Raw genomic sequence first — 15,438 nt, 5'->3', positions numbered from 1 at the left:
CCCCGTTCGCAAACGCGGAAGGGGGGATGCATCATGGTGTTGAACGATGTTCTGCAGCTGTTCGTCATTGTTGGCGGCACAGTTGGGATTACATTTCAGATCGCATGGGCAATCTTCAAAGAGATCCATAACAATAAGAAATGACCGCCCCAGACTCCCAAACCTGAGCGGTCATTCTTATTGACTCCTTAGCCGAAGGGAAGCTGACCATTGCGGACAGCGCCTTTTCTGTTTGTAGTATAGTTGTTTTTTAGCGGTTTGTCAAGTCCCCTGCTCTGCAGCGGCACGTTCCGCCGCCTGCGCGTCGTACTCGGCAAGCAGGTCGTTGAGGTCGTACTGGTACTTGCTGTGGCAGAAGTGGCACACCACCTCGCAGGCGGGGTCCTCGTCGCGCATCCTCACCAGCTCCTTGCGGCCAAGGCTGAACAGCATCTCCTTGGTGCGCTCGGCGCTGCAGTCGCACTGGTAGTGCACATCGCGCTCGTCCAGCACGTTGGGGGCAAAGCCCGCCAGCGCCAGCTGCATCATGTCCTCGGGGGTCTTGCCCTCGTGCAGCAGGGTGGTGACGGACGGCATGGCCGCGATGTTCTTTTCCAGCTGATCGATCTCCGCATCGGTGGCACCGGGCAGCAGCTGCACCATAAAGCCGCCTGCGCACAGGATGGACAGGTCTTTGTCCACCAGCACGCCCAGCGCCATGACGGTGGGCACCTGCTCGCTGTAGGCGTAGTAGGCGGTCAGGTCCTCAGCGATCTCACCGGAGACCAGCGGCACCTGCCCCACCGTCGGCTCCTTCTGCAGGCGGTTATCCCGGATGACGGTGAGCACACCGTCTTTGCCCACAGCGCCGCCCACATCCAGGTGGCCGTTCGGCTTTGCGGGCAGCTCCACCAAGGGGTGATCGATGCAGCCCTTCACGTTGCCGGTTCCGTCGGTGCAGGCAATGACCACGCCCGCCGGGCCGCCGCCGGACACACGCAGGGTGATCTGGTCACGGTCGTCCTTGAGCATGGAGCCCATCAGGGCCGCGCCGGTGAGCAGACGGCCCAGTGCCGCGCTGCAGGTGGCGCTGGTGGTGTGCAGCTTTTCGGCCTTGCGGACGATCTGGGTGGAATCCACGCCGCAGAATACGACCCCGCCATTCTCCGACAGGCCGCGGATCAGATTTGCCATAAAGTTATCCCTCCAATTGTGTATACTGCTTGACTGCGCAGAAGAAATAGCGCTGGCTGTCCTCGGTCAGCGGGCCGAAGGTCTCGCCGTCGCAGACGCTTTCCAGCGCAAAGCCGTGCTTTTCCAGCGCGGTGCGGATGGTGTCAAGGTCATAGGTGTACTCGCAGAACTGCTCGTGGAAGTGCTCGCCGGTCTCGTGGTAGTCGATGTCCACGGTGATCTCCACGCGGCGGTTGGCGGCATCGTAGTGGTTGCGCCACACACAGGCGGCATCCTCTTCCTCAAAGGTGAACGCGTTGTCGCCCAGCACGTTCCGGTGCTTGTAGGGCGTGTTCATATCGAACAGGAACACCCCGCCCTTCTCCATAAAAAAGCCCGCGTTGGCAATGGCGGTGTCGAGGTCCGGGATGTGGTTGAAGGTGTCAAAGGTGGACACCGCGCCCCGGATGGTGCCGTACAGATCCAGCTTAAGCAGGTCCTGCCGGAGCAGCAGCAGCCTGCCGGAAAGGCCCAGCTGTTCGGCCTTATCGCGCACAACGCAGAGCATCTCCTCGGACTGGTCAATGCCGATCATATCATAGCCCGCCTGCGTGAGCATCAACGTCAGCTCACCGGTGCCGCAGCCAAGGTCAGCAAGGATGCCGTCGTGGATGCCGTGCTCCTTGAGCTTTGCATGGATGTGGGCATACAGGGCATCGTAATCGGCCTCGCCGTTGAATTCATCGTAGAAATAGGCAAATTCGTTGTAGGCCATGGTTTACTCCGCTTCCTCGTTTTCCGCAGCCACAGCGGCGTTGAGCACCGCCTGCAGCTCCGGGATGCCGTAGCCGTTCTCGCCGCTGGTCAGCACCACCTTCTGGCAGCCATAGGGGCGGCAGAGGTTCTCAAAGTCTTCCAGCGTCTTGGCCAGCTGGCTCTTTTTGAGCTTGTCGGCCTTGGTCAGGGCCACCACGTAGGGGATCTGGTGATAGTGCAGGTAGCGCAGCATCTGCTCATCGTCGGCACTGGGGGCGTGGCGGCAGTCCAGCAGCTGCACCAGCAGGGTGTGGTGGCGGGGTGCTTCAAAGTAGCTGTTGATGAGGTCGTCCCAGCGCTCACGGTCGGCGTTGCTCACCTTGGCGTAGCCGTAGCCGGGCAGGTCCACAAAGTAGCAGTCGTCCACCGAATAGAAATTGATGGTGGCCGTTTTGCCCGGCGTACTGGACACGCGGGCAAGGTTTTTGCGGCTGCACAGCTTATTGATAAGGCTGGATTTGCCCACGTTGGACCGCCCCGAAAAGCTCAGCTCCGGGCGGTCGCTCTCGGGCAGCTGGCTGGAAATGCCGTAGCTGGCAATGAAATCAGCTTTGTTGTAATTCATGGAGCTTTCCTTTCTTTGATAAGGGGAATCGTCACCGGACACTCCGTCCCGCCTGCGCTCGTCAGACCACCAGCGAAGGCAAGCCCTCGCACTTCCCGTCGGGCTTTTCTGTCGATTTTAGTCGCAGCCTGCACTTTAGACATGGCTTCGCGCATCTTGCCGGAGTATCCGGTGCCGATCCCAGCAGGACGGCAGATAGTTTCTCCAGCGAATGTCCTGGGGGTGGGGCCCCGGCGCGCAAGCGTTGGGGCGGGACTGGAGTCCCGGGCTGTTCGCGGAGAAAGCTATCTGCCGCCCTGCCCTATTCTCAGCACACCGCGCCGGGCTGGGGCTTTTCTGCGGTGGGCGGCACGATGGCGGCGTCTGCCGCCTTTTTCTTTGCATGGGTGCGGCTGGGAGCCTTGGCCTTCTTTGCGTTCTGGGGCTTGAGCAGGGCCGCGTTCAGCACCTGTGTCAGGCTCTGCATGGGCAGGAAGGTGAGATTCTTCTTCACTTCGTCGTCCACCTCATACAGGTCGGGTTCGTTGTCCTTGGGGATGAGCACCGTTTTCATGCCCTCGCGGTAGGCCGCCATGCTCTTTTCCCGCAGGCCGCCGATGGGCAGCACGTTGCCGTGCAGGGTGATCTCGCCGGTCATGGCCACATCACCGCGCACCGGGATGCCGGACAGGCAGGACACCAGCGCCGTGGTCAGGGTGACACCGGCAGAAGGGCCGTCCTTGGGCACTGCGCCCTCCGGGGCGTGGATGTGCAGGTCGCACTTTTTGAGCTTTTCCGGGTCGATGCCGTACTCGGCGGCGTGCACGCGCACCCACGTAACGGCCAGCTGAGCGCTCTCCTTCATCACGTCGCCCAGCGAACCGGTGACGGTGATCTTGCCGCTGCCGTTGTCCATCACCTGCACCTCGATGGGCAACGTCTCGCCGCCCACGCTGGTCCATGCCAGACCGTTGGCGATGCCCACCGCGTTGGTGCGGTTGAGGAAATCGGGCTTGACAAAGCGGGGGCCAAGCAGCTGTTCCAGCATGGTGCCGGTAACGGAGACGCTTTCCACCTCGCCTGCGGCGATCTTGCGGGCGCACTTGCGCAGCACGCTGGTGATGGTGCGTTCCAGATTGCGCACACCGGCCTCGCGGGTGTAGCCGTCAATGATACCGTACAGCGCGCTCTGGCTCAGCGTGACCTTGCCGGTCAGGCCGCAGGCCTTGAGCTGCTTGGGCAGCAGGTGCTTGCGGGCAATGTTGTATTTTTCCACGCGGGTGTAGCTGGGCAGCTCGATCACGTCCATGCGGTCACGCAGGGGGCCGGGGATGCTGCCCAGATCGTTGGCGGTGGTGATAAAGAGCACATGGCTCAGATCGAACGGGATATCGATGAAATGATCGTTGAAGGTGCTGTTCTGCTCCGGGTCCAGCGCTTCCAGCAGGGCTGCGGCCGGGTCGCCCCGGAAGTCGCCTGCCAGCTTGTCGATCTCGTCCAGCAGCATAAGGGGGTTCGCGCTCTTGGCAGAGATCATGGCAGTGATGATCTTGCCGGGCATCGCGCCGATGTAGGTGCGGCGGTGGCCGCGGATCTCGGCTTCATCCCGCACGCCGCCAAGGCTGATGCGCACATACTTGCGGCCCATACTTTCGGCGATGGAGCGTGCAATACTGGTCTTGCCCACGCCCGGAGGGCCTACAAGGCAGATGATCTGTGCCTTCACGTCCGGTGCCAGCTTGCGCACGGCCAGCGTTTCCAGAATGCGGTCCTTCACCTTTTTCAGGCCGTAGTGGTCGCGGTCCAAAATCTGCTGTGCGCGGCTGATATCAAGGTCGTCCACCGTAAAGGTGTTCCACGGCAGGTCAAGGCAGGTGTCCAGATAGGTGCGGATGACCGTTGCCTCCTGGTTGGAGCCCTGCATCTTGGCAAGGCGGTCCACTTCCTTGAGCAGCTTCTTCTCGCTGTCCTCGGCAAGGTGCAGCCCGGTGATCCTGCGGCGGTACTCGTCGGCCTCGGCGTGGGTGTCATCGCCCTCGCCCAGCTCGTCGCTGATGATGTGCAGCTGTTCGTGCAGGTAGTAATCGCGCTGGTTCTTGTCCATGGACTCGTTGACCTTTTCCGCGATCTCCTTTTCAATTTTCATCACCTGACACTCACGGCGCAGCATCTCGATGAGCTTTTTCAGCCGTCCGTTCAGGGTGCCCTCGTCCATCACGGCCTGCTTGTCCTCGTAGCGGAACAGCAGGTTTGCAGGCATGTACTCGCTGAGGAAGGCGGGGTCGTCGCTGGAAACGATGGCAAACACCACGTCCTTGCCAAGGCGCGGGTTCATGCCAAGGTACTCGTCAAACCCGGCCTTGAGGGCGCGCAGCAGCGCTTCGGTCTCCACGGCATCGTCGGCCTTGCCTGCGCGCACCGGGGCCGGGCGCACCTCCGAAAGCAGAAAATCGCCGCTGGCATCCAGTGCACTGAGCTTTGCGCGGTACTTGCCCTCCACCAGGACCTTTACAAGGTCCCCGGAGACGCGCAGCACCTGCTTGACCTCGGCCACCACGCCGTAGCTGAACAGGTCTGCCTGCTGCGGCTCGGTGGTGTCCATGGACTTCTGTGCCACCAGAAACACGTTGGAATTATTTGCCATTGCCCACTCCACGGCGGCAATGCTCTTTTCGCGGCCCACCTCAAAGTGGACGAGATTGTTGGGGAACACCACCAGCCCGCGCAGGGCGATGGTGGGCAGATGCAGCTTTTTGCGCTCCACCTTGATGGTAACTTTTTCACTCATAGTGCAAACACCTCCCGGCTGCCGCGCACTTTCCCACGGCGGCAGCGCTGTATGCAAGAGATTTTATCTTTAAAATAGCAGGTTGTTTCCTTATTATACTGATTTCCGGCCAAAATGCAACTGTAATGCATAGGTCGTTGGTTTTTTCGTCAGCGTCCTTGCCCTCTCAGTCTCACTCCGTTCGCCAGCTCCCCCAAAGGGGGAGCCTTTGGCAAAACCGGAAAGTTTACCGTACTGCCAAGGCCTCTCACTTTGATAGACTTCCCCCGGCCGGGGGAAGATGTCGCGTAAGCGACAGAAAGGGGAACGAGGTGGCACGGCGTAAGCCGTGACGGAGAGGGCGAGGCCGTTAAAAACAGAGAAATTTTTTAATCTTCCTTCCGTTTTTCCTGTGTACTGAAGCCCATTTTGCCAAGAGCCGGCAGCAGGGCCTTGAGGGTGATGGAGGTCAGTGCGCCCATCACAAGGCCCAGCACCAGCATGACCGGCGCATAGTAGAACGACAGCGACGACGAGATGATCACGCCCGCGCCCAGCAGCTGGCCGATGTTGTGGGCCAGTGCGCCGCATACGGACAGGATGAACCAGGTGGGCCGCACCGGCAGCAGATAGTACAGCACCCACATCACCAGCAGGGACAAAAGGCCGCCGCACAGCGAGAGAAAGCCCGCCGTGAAGCCGGACACCAGAAACACGAACAGTGCCTTGAGCACGTCCAGCACCAGCGCCTGCTTTGGCCCCATGAAAAACAGCGCGTACATCACCACGATGTTGGCAAGGCCCAGCTTCATGCCCGGCAAAAGGCCCGGGATGGTGAGCGTGCCCTCAATAAACGAAAGTGCCATGGCCAGCGCAAACAGCAGGCCGGAAAGGGCGATGCGGCGCGTTTTTTCGTAACTGCGTCTGTTTTGGGGCATGCTGCACCCTCCTTTACTCTTCGGTCTGCTGGCTCTGCTCGTAGCTTTCCTGCTCTTCCATGGCAGCTTCCCACGCGGCAAACAGCTCTTCCTGATGGAAGCGCAGGTCGCTCAGCTCGTCGCTCTTCTGGCGCAGCAGGTCGGGGTCGTTGTACACCTCCGGGGAGTTGATCTCGTTGTCCAGCTCCACTTCGCGTGCACCGCAGGCTTCCATCTCGTCCTCGCAGGCCTTGATCTTGGCGCGCAGCTCTGCGCGGCGGCGGCGTTGTTCCCTGCCGTAGCCGGTCTTGGCCGGTTCGGCGGCCTTCTGCACGGCAGGGGCCGGGGCGCTGCGGCCCATCAGGGCATCGTAGCTGGGGTAGAGGGTGGCCTTGCCGTCCTCAAGGTAGAGGATGGGGCAGGCCAGACTGTTCATCAGGTGGCGGTCATGGGTGACCAGCAGCAGCGTGCCGGTGTAGGCCATGAGGGCCTCGGTAAGGTTTTCGCGGGTGTAGATGTCCAGATGGTTGGTGGGCTCGTCCAGAAACAGCAGGTTGGGCCGTTCCAGCACGATCTCCGCAAAGCGCAGGCGGGCCAGCTCGCCGCCGGAAAGCGCCTCGCAGGGCTTGAACACCGTCTCGCCCCGGAAGCCCAGCTTTGCCAGATGGCTGCGCACTTCCAGCTCGGTCATGCGGGGGTACTTGTTCCAGATCACATCGATGACCCGGCCCTGCCCCAGACGGTTCTGCTGCTGGGCAAAGATGCTGGGCCGTGCGCCGGTGCCCAGCCGCACCATGCCGCCGGAGGGGCGGCGCTTGCCGTCCAGCACCTGCATCAGGGTGGACTTGCCCGCGCCGTTGGGGCCTGCGATCACCAGCCGCTGGCCGCGGCACACCGTGTAGGTAAAGGGTTCCAGCAGGGTGCGCTCCCCTATTTTGATGGTCAGGTTCTTGAGCAGCACCAGCTCGTTCCACGGTTCTACGTCATATTCAAACCGGAACTTGAGCTGGTTGGTCTCGTCCTTGGGCGCTTCGGTGATCTCCAGCTTTTCCAGCTGCTTGCGGCGGCTCTGGGCCATTTTGGTGGTGGAGGCGCGCACAAGGTTGCGGTCCACGTAGTCCTGCAGCTTTTCGGCCAGTGCCACATCTGCATCGTGCTGCTTCTGGCGCAGGGCATCGGAGGCTTCCTTCTGGGGCAGGTAGGCCGAGAAGTTGCCCTTGTAGGTGGTCATGGTCTGGAAGGAGACCTCCCAGATCTTCGTACACACGTTATCGAGGAAGTAGCGGTCGTGGCTGACCACCAGCACCGCACCGGAATAGCTTTTGAGGTAGTTTTCCAGCCATTCCATGGTGGCAAAGTCCAGGTGGTTGGTGGGCTCGTCCAGAATGAGCACGTCCGGCTTTTCCAGCAGCAGCTTTGCCAGCCGCAGCCTCGTCAGCTCGCCGCCGGAGAGCACCGCAATGTTCTTCTGCCATGTATCCTGCGCAAAGCCCATGCCGGACAGCACCTTTTTGATGTTCACATCCATGTTGTAGCCGTCGGCGGCATCCACGATGTTCTGCAGCTGGTCGTGCCGGGCCAGCAGCTCCGTGTCGTCCGGCTGCGCGGCCATTTTGCGTTCCAGCACCTGCATCTGGGCCATGGCATCCAGCACAGGGGCAAAGGTGGAGCGCATCTCGCCGTAGAGATCCAGCGTGGCATCCAGCTTTGCGTTCTGTTCCAGATAGCCCAGCGTCACGCCGTGGGTCACGCTGAACTCACCTTCGTAGTCCTGGTACTCGCCGGTCAAAATCTTGAGCAGGGTGGTCTTGCCCGCGCCGTTCTGGCCCACGATGCCGATGCGGTCCTCCCGCTCGACACTGGCGGTCACATCGTGCAGCACGATCTTTTCGCCAAAGCTCTTGCCTAGTTTTTCCAAATGTATCAGCATAGTTTTATGATCCCGTTCTCCATCCGCTTATTGGCTCAGCACTGGTGGCGGCGGTTCTTCAGGCCCACATTGGCCAGCTCTTCCTGCTCCATCACCAGCGGGTACAGCTCTTTCAGGTCTGCGATCTCATAGGTGGGCACCACCTTGCCGGGGTTCTCGGCGTGGCTGGGGTTATACCAGCAGGTGTCAAGGCCCGCATTCACGCCGCCCTGAATGTCGCTGCTCAGGCCGTCGCCCACCATCAGCACATGCTCGCGGTTCTCCACGCCAAGGGCGCGCAGGGCCGCATCAAAAATTCTGCGGTTCGGCTTTTCGCTGTCCATCTTCTCGGAGACGAACACGTCCTCCATAAAGTTCAGCACACCGCTCTCGGCCAGACGGCGGATCTGCACCTTCTGGAAGCCGTTGGTCACAACGGCCAGCGTTGCCACCTCGGAAAGCTCCCGCAGCACATCCAGCACTTCCGGCCCCATCAGGTCCGGGTGGGTGGAGAGCTGTTCCAGATAGAAGCGGTTCATCTCGGCTCCGTCACCGGCGGCATCAATGGCCTTGAGGAAGCGGGTGAACCGCTCTGCCATGAGCTTTTCCCGCTTGATCTGGCCTTTTTCCAGCTGCCGCCACAGCTCCGAGTTGATGGTGCGGTAGGTCTGCACCGTTTCTGCGTCCGGCTCAATGCCGTAGTTCACCAGCGTTTCGGCCAGTGCCTTGCTTTCGGCTGCGTCAAAGTTCAGCAGGGTGTTGTCTGCATCGAACAGCACGCAATAATATTTTGCCATAAACCTTCCCTCTTTTCCTTCTGCCATGGCCTCAGCTGCCATGCGCTCAACAACAGGCAGAAGCCAGCCCTGCCGTAAACAGAGCTGGCTTCACATCATTCTGTTACAATTTCGTACGATGGTACGTCCGTCTGCTCCGGGTCGTTGTCCGGGCAGGTGGTTTTGACATCACAGGGGGTGGCAGCACACTTTGCCATTTCCTCTTCCAGCGCGCCGTTGTCCACGTTCTCCCAGTCGGTGCCGTAATCGTCCACGCTGCCGTCGGTCACGTTCTCTTCCCCGGGCAGCGCCGGGATGCGGGGTTCCTCGTAGTACATGCAAACGCCTCCCTTCCTGCCAGCCTATGCGGCACGGCAGGCCGGGGTGACAGCCTCAGGACGCGGAGTCCGTGGATGCGGACTGCTCGTTGGCGGCTTCCTTGCTGGCATTGGATTCCGAAGCCGCATGGGAGCTGCCAGAGCTTGCAGAGCTGCTCTCGCTGCTGGAGCTGCTGTGGGAAGCCGAGCTGCTCTCACCAGAGTCCGCGTGGGACGAGCTGGTGCTGGTGCTGTGGGAAGAGCTGGCTGTTCCGTTGGAAGCAGAAGCCGAGCCTGCCGGGGAAGCCGTGCTCTCACTGCTGGAAGAGCTGTGAGACGAGCTGTCGGAAGAGCTGTGAGACGAGCTGCCGGAGGTGGATGTAGCCCCGGAGGATGCCCCGGAGGTGGTGCCGGACGATGCACCGGAAGAACTGGTGCTGCCGGAAGAGCTGCTGCCCGACGTGCTGCCAGAGCTGCCGGAGCTGTGAGACGAGCTGCCGGAGCTTACGCCGCTGACCGTCACATTCAGGACGTTGCTGGTAACGGTGCAGCCGTTGTAGCTTGCCACTGCGTACACCTTAAAGGTCGCATTGAGCATGGAGGGGTCGATCTCCACCTTGACGGTGGTCTTGCCCGCCGCCTGCGGCACTTCCGCACCGTTGGCGTACCAGCGGATGCTGTCGGCAGTGAGGTGCTTGCCGCCCAGCTTTGCGGTAAAGGTGTAGGAATCGCCCAGCACGGCCTTGCCGGTGCTGCTGATATGCACGGAAGCCGCTGCAAACACGGCGGTCACGTCCACGTTCTGCTTGAAGTTCGTATCGGTGCGGGTCTTCTGGGTCACGCCGTCGCTCCACTTGACGAACACATAGCCGTCCTGCGGCACAGCCGTCACGCTGATGGACTGGGCGGCGCTGGTCACTTCATAGGAGAGGGATGTCTTGCCGCTGTCGCTGCCGCTGGAAAGGGTGCCGCCGGTCTTGTCCACCCGGTAGCTGGCCTGATACAGCACACCCTGCTCTTCGGAAGAGCCTGCAGCCTCCGAGCTGCTGGGTGCTGTCACCGCAGAGCTGGGGTTCGGGGTATACTCGGCGCGGGTGGGGATGTTGGCGGTGTCCGGGCGGCGGTCGTCGGTCTGGTAAGCGTGGGTGCGCAGATAGCTCAGCATGGCCTTCAGGCCCACGGGCTTCAGGTGGATATCGCCGGTCTGGTAGTAATCCTCGCGGCCATAGCCGTTGGCATCCTTCAGCGCTTCGGCGCTGTTGAGGAACTTCAGGCCCATCTGCTCACACATGGACAGCAGGGCCATGTTGAAGTCGTCGATCTTGGTCTGGTCCATGTGGGGGTAGTTTGCGTGGTTTGCAGGCACCGGCGGCACCGTGTTCACGATGATGTCGGTGTAGGGGTAGCTTTCCTGAATGGCCTGCACCAGCGCGGTGTAGTTCTTGATGAACTCGTCCACGCTCATGCCGGTATCGTTGGTGCCCAGCATGATGACCACGCGGCGGGGCTTCATTTTGGCCACGGCCTGCGCGATGGTGTAGGTGCTGCTGTCCTTTTTAAAGGTAACGATGCCATCGTTCAGGGCGGCATGGGTGCCAATGCCCTCCTTGGCGCAGAACTGCTGCAGGCTGATCAGGCCGTTGGCGTACAGGCGCACCGTGTTGGAATCGCCGAGGAACAGCGTTTCCTTCTGGTAGCTCTCGCCCGCGTCGGCGGTCTCCGGCAGCAGGGCGGCAGAGGTCTCGCTGATCTGGTAGTGATCCGAGATATCCTCTTCGCCCGGCACCAGCACCTCGCTGGAGGGCTGTTCCCCCGGGGCTGCAGGGGTCTTGCCGCGCTTGAGCAGCGTCATGGTAATGGCAATGGTCAGAATGGCTGCCAGCGCGCACACACTGCACACCAGCACAGCCTGCTTCTGCATAGGAGTAAGCGATTGCTTTTCCGGTCGTGTATTTCTCATATCTCTCACCATTCACTTAGTTTCCGGCACAGGGCCTTCCGGTCATGCCTGTCCGTTCAGGATCTGGTCTGCAAGGCTGGCGCAGCTTTCGGCCAGCAGCACCGGGTGGAAGGGTTCCAGCTCTTCCCTGCTGCCGTAGCCGTACAGCGCACCGGCGGCATCCAGCCCGCAGTCCGCAGCGCCGCGCATGTCGTCGTTGCGGTCGCCCACCATCAGCACCCGCCTGCCCTGCATCATGGGCTGGGCCAGCACATGGCGCACCACGTCGGTCTTGGTGTCGCGGCTCTCGTCCATGGACGCGCCGCCGATAAAATCAAAATAGCCTGCAAGGCCCTTTTCTTCCAGAATGGGCGTAACGACCTGCGTGGGCTTGGAGGTAGCGGTGCACAGCACAAGGCCCGCGTCCTTCAGGCGCTGCAGCATCTCTGCTGCACCGGAGTAGGCGGCGCACTCGTGGCTGCCCTTGACGGCGTAGCTGTCGCGGTACAGGTCGGTGGCCTTTTCAATGAGGGCCGGGTCGGTAAAGTGCTCACCAAAGCTCTTGCGCAGCGGCGGGCCAAGGTAGCGGCGCAGGTTCACATTTGTGGTGTCCACGCCCATCCTGGCAAAGACTTCTTTTAATGTATTTATGATACCGGGAGCGGAATCGATCAGGGTCCCGTCCACATCAAACAGGATCGCATCGTAGTTCAGCAATTTGTAAATTTCCTCACTTTCATGGTGATACATTGTATAGTATAGCACAGAATCCCGTTATCAGCAATTCCAACAAATGGTTTTTACAAAAATTATGCATTCAAGCAGAGAAAAGGCCCGCCCGGCATCCGGACAGGCCTTTCCGCATCTTCTTACTTCGCTGCGGCATCCGCAGGCGGATAGTACAGGTTGTTGGAGACGAACTCCAGCTTATCCTTGAGCACCAGCTCCAGGTTTGCCACGGCGTGCACCATGTTGGTGGCCGAATCGTTCACTTCCAGCAGCTTGCACAGGTCCAGACCGTCCAGTTTCATGGCGGCGTCCATCTTCCGGCTCTCGGCGCACAGGATGTGGCTCAGGGCATTTTCCTGCAGAGCGATGCTCTCCACAAGGTCAACGACCGCCTGCTCCAGCGTCACCTTGGGCAGGCAGGGGCAGGGGCAGCGGGTGGTATCGATACAGTTCTCAGCAGACATGATAAAACCTTCCTTTCGTTCGTCCGGTCAGGGGCGGTGTACGCCCCATTCTATGTCTGCCGGGTACGCCGGTGTTACTCCTGCTTTTTCGGGTTCTGGGTGCCGCGCACCTTTTCAATGGTCTCGCGGTAGCCGCCGGAGCCGTACTGGATGCAGCGGTTGATGCGGCTGATGGTGGCCGTGCTGATCTCCACTGCCTTCACGATCTGATCGTAGGTTCTGCCGTCCAGCAGCATCTTTGCCGCTTCCAGCCGCTGCGCCATATCCGAGATCTCCTTTACAGTGCACAGGTCTTCAAAGAAGTTGTAGCACTCCTCCCGCGTTTCCAGACTGAGGATGGCATCAAACAGTGCATCGGTGGTCTGGTTTCTTCTGGAATTTTTATCTGACATGAATGTTCTCCTTGCCGCCGCAGCGGACTGTCCGGTTTTGGGAGCGTTCCCTCTTTTAAATGTTCCGGAAATGTTCAGGTTCTTTCTTGCATCACCACTTTAGCACATCAAAGTGTGAAAGTCAAGCCCTTGGCGTGAACTCTTTTCATTCGTTGACGTGTATAGTTTTCTTCGTTTCACGCATGAACAAAAATCACCTAAAAATTATTGCAGAACGCTTTTCTGAATTAGTGTATCCTCCGAACTTGTTCCAAAGATATTGACAATTTGTGAATTCCGCACTAAAATACGGACAATCATTCGGCAAATGCGATGAACAGGACATGATTCTTTGCAGCACCCTCTCCCAGAGAGCCGCCCATCTGATGCAAGGGCAGCAGTCAGGAGCAAAGCGTTCTCCCCTGCGAGCAGCCTGTGTGAACAAAGGCGCTGACCCCGCCTTCCAGTAATGCATGGCCGTTTTGCCCACGTTACGGGGCTGCGTATGTATGTACGCTGGGAGTGGCTGCCCTGTGCAGCAAACGAAGTGGTATCGCGGAGTATTCCATACACGATGTGCAGTGTATGTGAAGGCCTTCGTCTTCGATGGTTCGTCCCAAATGGAACGAACCCGGGAAGACGGGGCCTTTTTTACACCCTGCCGCCCCCATGCCGCTGACATTTGCCGGATGCCAAGAAAGGAAAGAGGTAAAAACAATGAATACGCTGGTCATCGTATTGATCGCAGCCGTGTGTCTGTTTGGCGCTTATATGCTTTACGGCCGCTGGCTGGCAAACAAGTGGGGCATCGACCCCTCTGCCAAGACCCCGGCAGTTGTCCATGAGGATGGCCGGGACTACGTTCCCACCGACGGCTGGACCGTGTTTGCACACCAGTTCAGCTCCATTGCCGGTGCAGGCCCTGTTACCGGTGCGATCCAGGCCGCTGCTTTCGGCTGGCTGCCGGTGCTGCTGTGGGTGCTGCTGGGCGGCATCTTCTTCGGTGCTGTCACCGACTTCGGCGCTCTGTATGCTTCCGTCAAGAACGACGGCAAGAGCATGGGCATGCTGATCGAAAAGTACATCGGCAAGACCGGCCGCAAGCTGTTCCTGCTGTTCTGCTGGCTGTTCTGCGGCATCGTCATTGCCGCCTTTGCCGACATGGTGGCCGGCACCTTCAATGCCTACGGTGCTGACGGTGCTCTGGTGGAGGCTGCCCAGACCAACGGTGCTGCCGGCATGGTCTCCATCATGTTCATGGTGTTCGCCGTGGTCTTTGGCCTGCTGCAGAAGAACCTGCACTTCACCGGCTGGAAAGAGAATGTGATCAGCATCGTATTCATCGTGCTGTCCTTTGTGGTGGGTGCAAACTTCCCCATCATTCTGGGCAAGGCTGCATGGAGCTACATCACCTTTGTGTACATCTTCTTTGCCGCTGTCCTGCCCATGTGGCTGCTGAAGCAGCCCCGTGACCACATGACCACCTTTATGTTCGTGGCCATGATCGTGGGTGCTGTTCTGGGCCTGATCGTCAACCATCCCGTCATGAACCTGCCGGTGTTCACCGGCTTTACCAACGCCAAGCTGGGCACCATGTTCCCCATCCTGTTCGTTACCGTTGCCTGCGGCGCTGTTTCCGGTTTCCACAGTCTGGTGTCTTCCGGCACCTCCTCCAAGACCGTTACCAATGAGAAGGATATGCTGAAGGTCGGCTATGGTGCCATGGTGCTGGAAAGCCTGCTGGCTGTCATCGCCCTGTGTGTTGCCGGTGCTTCTGCTGCTGCAGACGGCACCCCCGCAGACGGCACTCCGTTCCAGGTCTTCAGCCGCGGCGTTGCCAGCTTCTTCGTGGGCTTCGGCCTGGACCAGCACTTTGCCTCTGTGTTTATGACCATGTGCGTTTCCGCACTGGCCCTGACCAGTCTGGATGCTGTGGCCCGTATCGGCCGCATGAGCTTCCAGGAGCTGTTCAGCGTGGACGACATGGAGCATGCTGAGGGCTGGCGCAAGCTGCTGTGCAACGTGTACTTCTCCACCTTCCTGACTCTGGCTTTCGGCTTCCTGCTGACCAAGATCGGCTACGCCAACATCTGGCCCCTGTTCGGTTCTGCAAACCAGCTGCTGAGCGCTCTGGTTCTGGCCACCCTGTGCGTGTTCCTGAAGGTCACCGGCCGCAGCAACAAGATGATCTTCCCTCCGCTGGTCATTATGCTGTGCGTCACCTTCACCGCTCTGGTGCAGCGCCTGATCGCCATGGTCAAGGCCATCAGCAATGCCGCTGCTGTCACCATCCCCGCTGGCGAGACCACTTGGGGTGCTGTGTTCATTGCAAACGGCCTGCAGCTGATCCTGGCCGTGCTGCTGATCGTTCTGGGCCTGAACATCGTGTTCCACTCCTTCAAGGCCTATAAGAATGCTGAGCACAACAGCGAAGCAAAGGTCTGAGTTTCAGATCCTGCTGAACTGAATCTGTAAATGCAAACTGCCGCTGACGGCGTAAAAACCGTCAGCGGCAGTTTTTGTTGCTGTAAGCTTCTATGATTTGAAATGGCCTCCGCGTGCGCTCTGGCCATAAGCAGAGGAAAATTTATTTGATATTGTGGTTTGGAAACGACTGCGGTCGTTTCCAAACCATTTTTTCACAGAAAGAGTCCCAAAGATAAAATGCATAGTCACCACAAAAAATGCAGTGTACGGTCACGACCTTTCCCGTGAAAAAGCAAACCAGCAAAGCCCG

13 protein-coding genes are annotated in these 15,438 nt (G+C 59.8%); 1 reads left to right on the top strand and 12 read right to left on the bottom strand.

Features of this window, described 5'->3' with window-relative positions; genetic code table 11:
- Positions 1-261 precede the first annotated feature (261 nt).
- The 12 genes from hslO to GKG36_RS01750 all read right to left on the bottom strand — a co-directional run bounded on the left by hslO (position 262) and on the right by GKG36_RS01750 (position 12,722).
- The gene (gene hslO, locus GKG36_RS01805) at positions 262-1,173 is read right to left on the bottom strand and encodes an Hsp33 family molecular chaperone HslO (protein ID WP_154258789.1); all 912 of its coding nucleotides are present in this window, start codon (positions 1,171-1,173) and stop codon (positions 262-264) included.
- Positions 1,174-1,177: 4 nt separating this feature from the next.
- Complete coding sequence (locus GKG36_RS01800; RefSeq protein ID WP_005940360.1) at positions 1,178-1,927, bottom strand: class I SAM-dependent methyltransferase; 750 nt, start codon at positions 1,925-1,927, stop codon at positions 1,178-1,180.
- 3 nt (positions 1,928-1,930) lie between these two features.
- Complete coding sequence (gene yihA / locus GKG36_RS01795; protein ID WP_154258788.1) at positions 1,931-2,533, bottom strand: ribosome biogenesis GTP-binding protein YihA/YsxC; 603 nt, start codon at positions 2,531-2,533, stop codon at positions 1,931-1,933.
- A gap of 307 nt (positions 2,534-2,840) precedes the next feature.
- Positions 2,841-5,300: an endopeptidase La gene (gene lon, locus GKG36_RS01790; RefSeq protein WP_154258786.1), complete on the bottom strand. Its 2,460-nt coding sequence runs from the start codon at positions 5,298-5,300 to the stop codon at positions 2,841-2,843.
- Between the two features lie 368 nt (positions 5,301-5,668).
- The gene (locus GKG36_RS01785) at positions 5,669-6,217 is read right to left on the bottom strand and encodes a Gx transporter family protein (protein WP_154258784.1); all 549 of its coding nucleotides are present in this window, start codon (positions 6,215-6,217) and stop codon (positions 5,669-5,671) included.
- Positions 6,218-6,230: 13 nt separating this feature from the next.
- Positions 6,231-8,126 carry an ABC-F family ATP-binding cassette domain-containing protein gene (locus tag GKG36_RS01780; RefSeq protein ID WP_154258781.1) on the bottom strand — a complete coding sequence of 632 codons (1,896 nt, stop codon included), beginning with the start codon at positions 8,124-8,126 and terminating at the stop codon, positions 6,231-6,233.
- A gap of 35 nt (positions 8,127-8,161) precedes the next feature.
- Complete coding sequence (locus tag GKG36_RS01775) at positions 8,162-8,902, bottom strand: YjjG family noncanonical pyrimidine nucleotidase (protein ID WP_154258779.1); 741 nt, start codon at positions 8,900-8,902, stop codon at positions 8,162-8,164.
- 95 nt (positions 8,903-8,997) lie between these two features.
- Entirely contained in the window at positions 8,998-9,219 is a 222-nt protein-coding gene (locus GKG36_RS01770; protein WP_005940342.1) for a hypothetical protein, read from the bottom strand.
- Positions 9,220-9,274: 55 nt separating this feature from the next.
- Positions 9,275-11,158, bottom strand: coding sequence for an SGNH/GDSL hydrolase family protein (locus GKG36_RS14915; protein ID WP_279236534.1), 1,884 nt, complete (start codon positions 11,156-11,158; stop codon positions 9,275-9,277).
- A 42-nt stretch (positions 11,159-11,200) separates the two neighbouring features.
- Entirely contained in the window at positions 11,201-11,854 is a 654-nt protein-coding gene (locus GKG36_RS01760) for an HAD-IA family hydrolase (RefSeq protein WP_243138994.1), read from the bottom strand.
- A 152-nt stretch (positions 11,855-12,006) separates the two neighbouring features.
- Complete coding sequence (locus GKG36_RS01755; RefSeq protein ID WP_005940334.1) at positions 12,007-12,330, bottom strand: hypothetical protein; 324 nt, start codon at positions 12,328-12,330, stop codon at positions 12,007-12,009.
- Between the two features lie 74 nt (positions 12,331-12,404).
- Complete coding sequence (locus tag GKG36_RS01750) at positions 12,405-12,722, bottom strand: YerC/YecD family TrpR-related protein (RefSeq protein WP_005940332.1); 318 nt, start codon at positions 12,720-12,722, stop codon at positions 12,405-12,407.
- Positions 12,723-13,418: 696 nt separating this feature from the next.
- Between GKG36_RS01750 and GKG36_RS01745 the strand changes: the two genes are divergently transcribed.
- Positions 13,419-15,146, top strand: a complete 1,728-nt coding sequence (locus tag GKG36_RS01745; RefSeq protein ID WP_097781898.1) for a carbon starvation CstA family protein — start codon at positions 13,419-13,421, stop codon at positions 15,144-15,146.
- Positions 15,147-15,438 lie beyond the last annotated feature (292 nt).

This window comes from Faecalibacterium sp. BIOML-A1, assembly GCF_009679715.1.
Taxonomy (GTDB): Bacteria; Bacillota; Clostridia; order Oscillospirales; family Ruminococcaceae; genus Faecalibacterium; species Faecalibacterium taiwanense.
The sequence above is the reverse complement of the archived record's forward strand: the minus strand, read 5'-3'. Positions and strand labels throughout refer to the sequence as shown.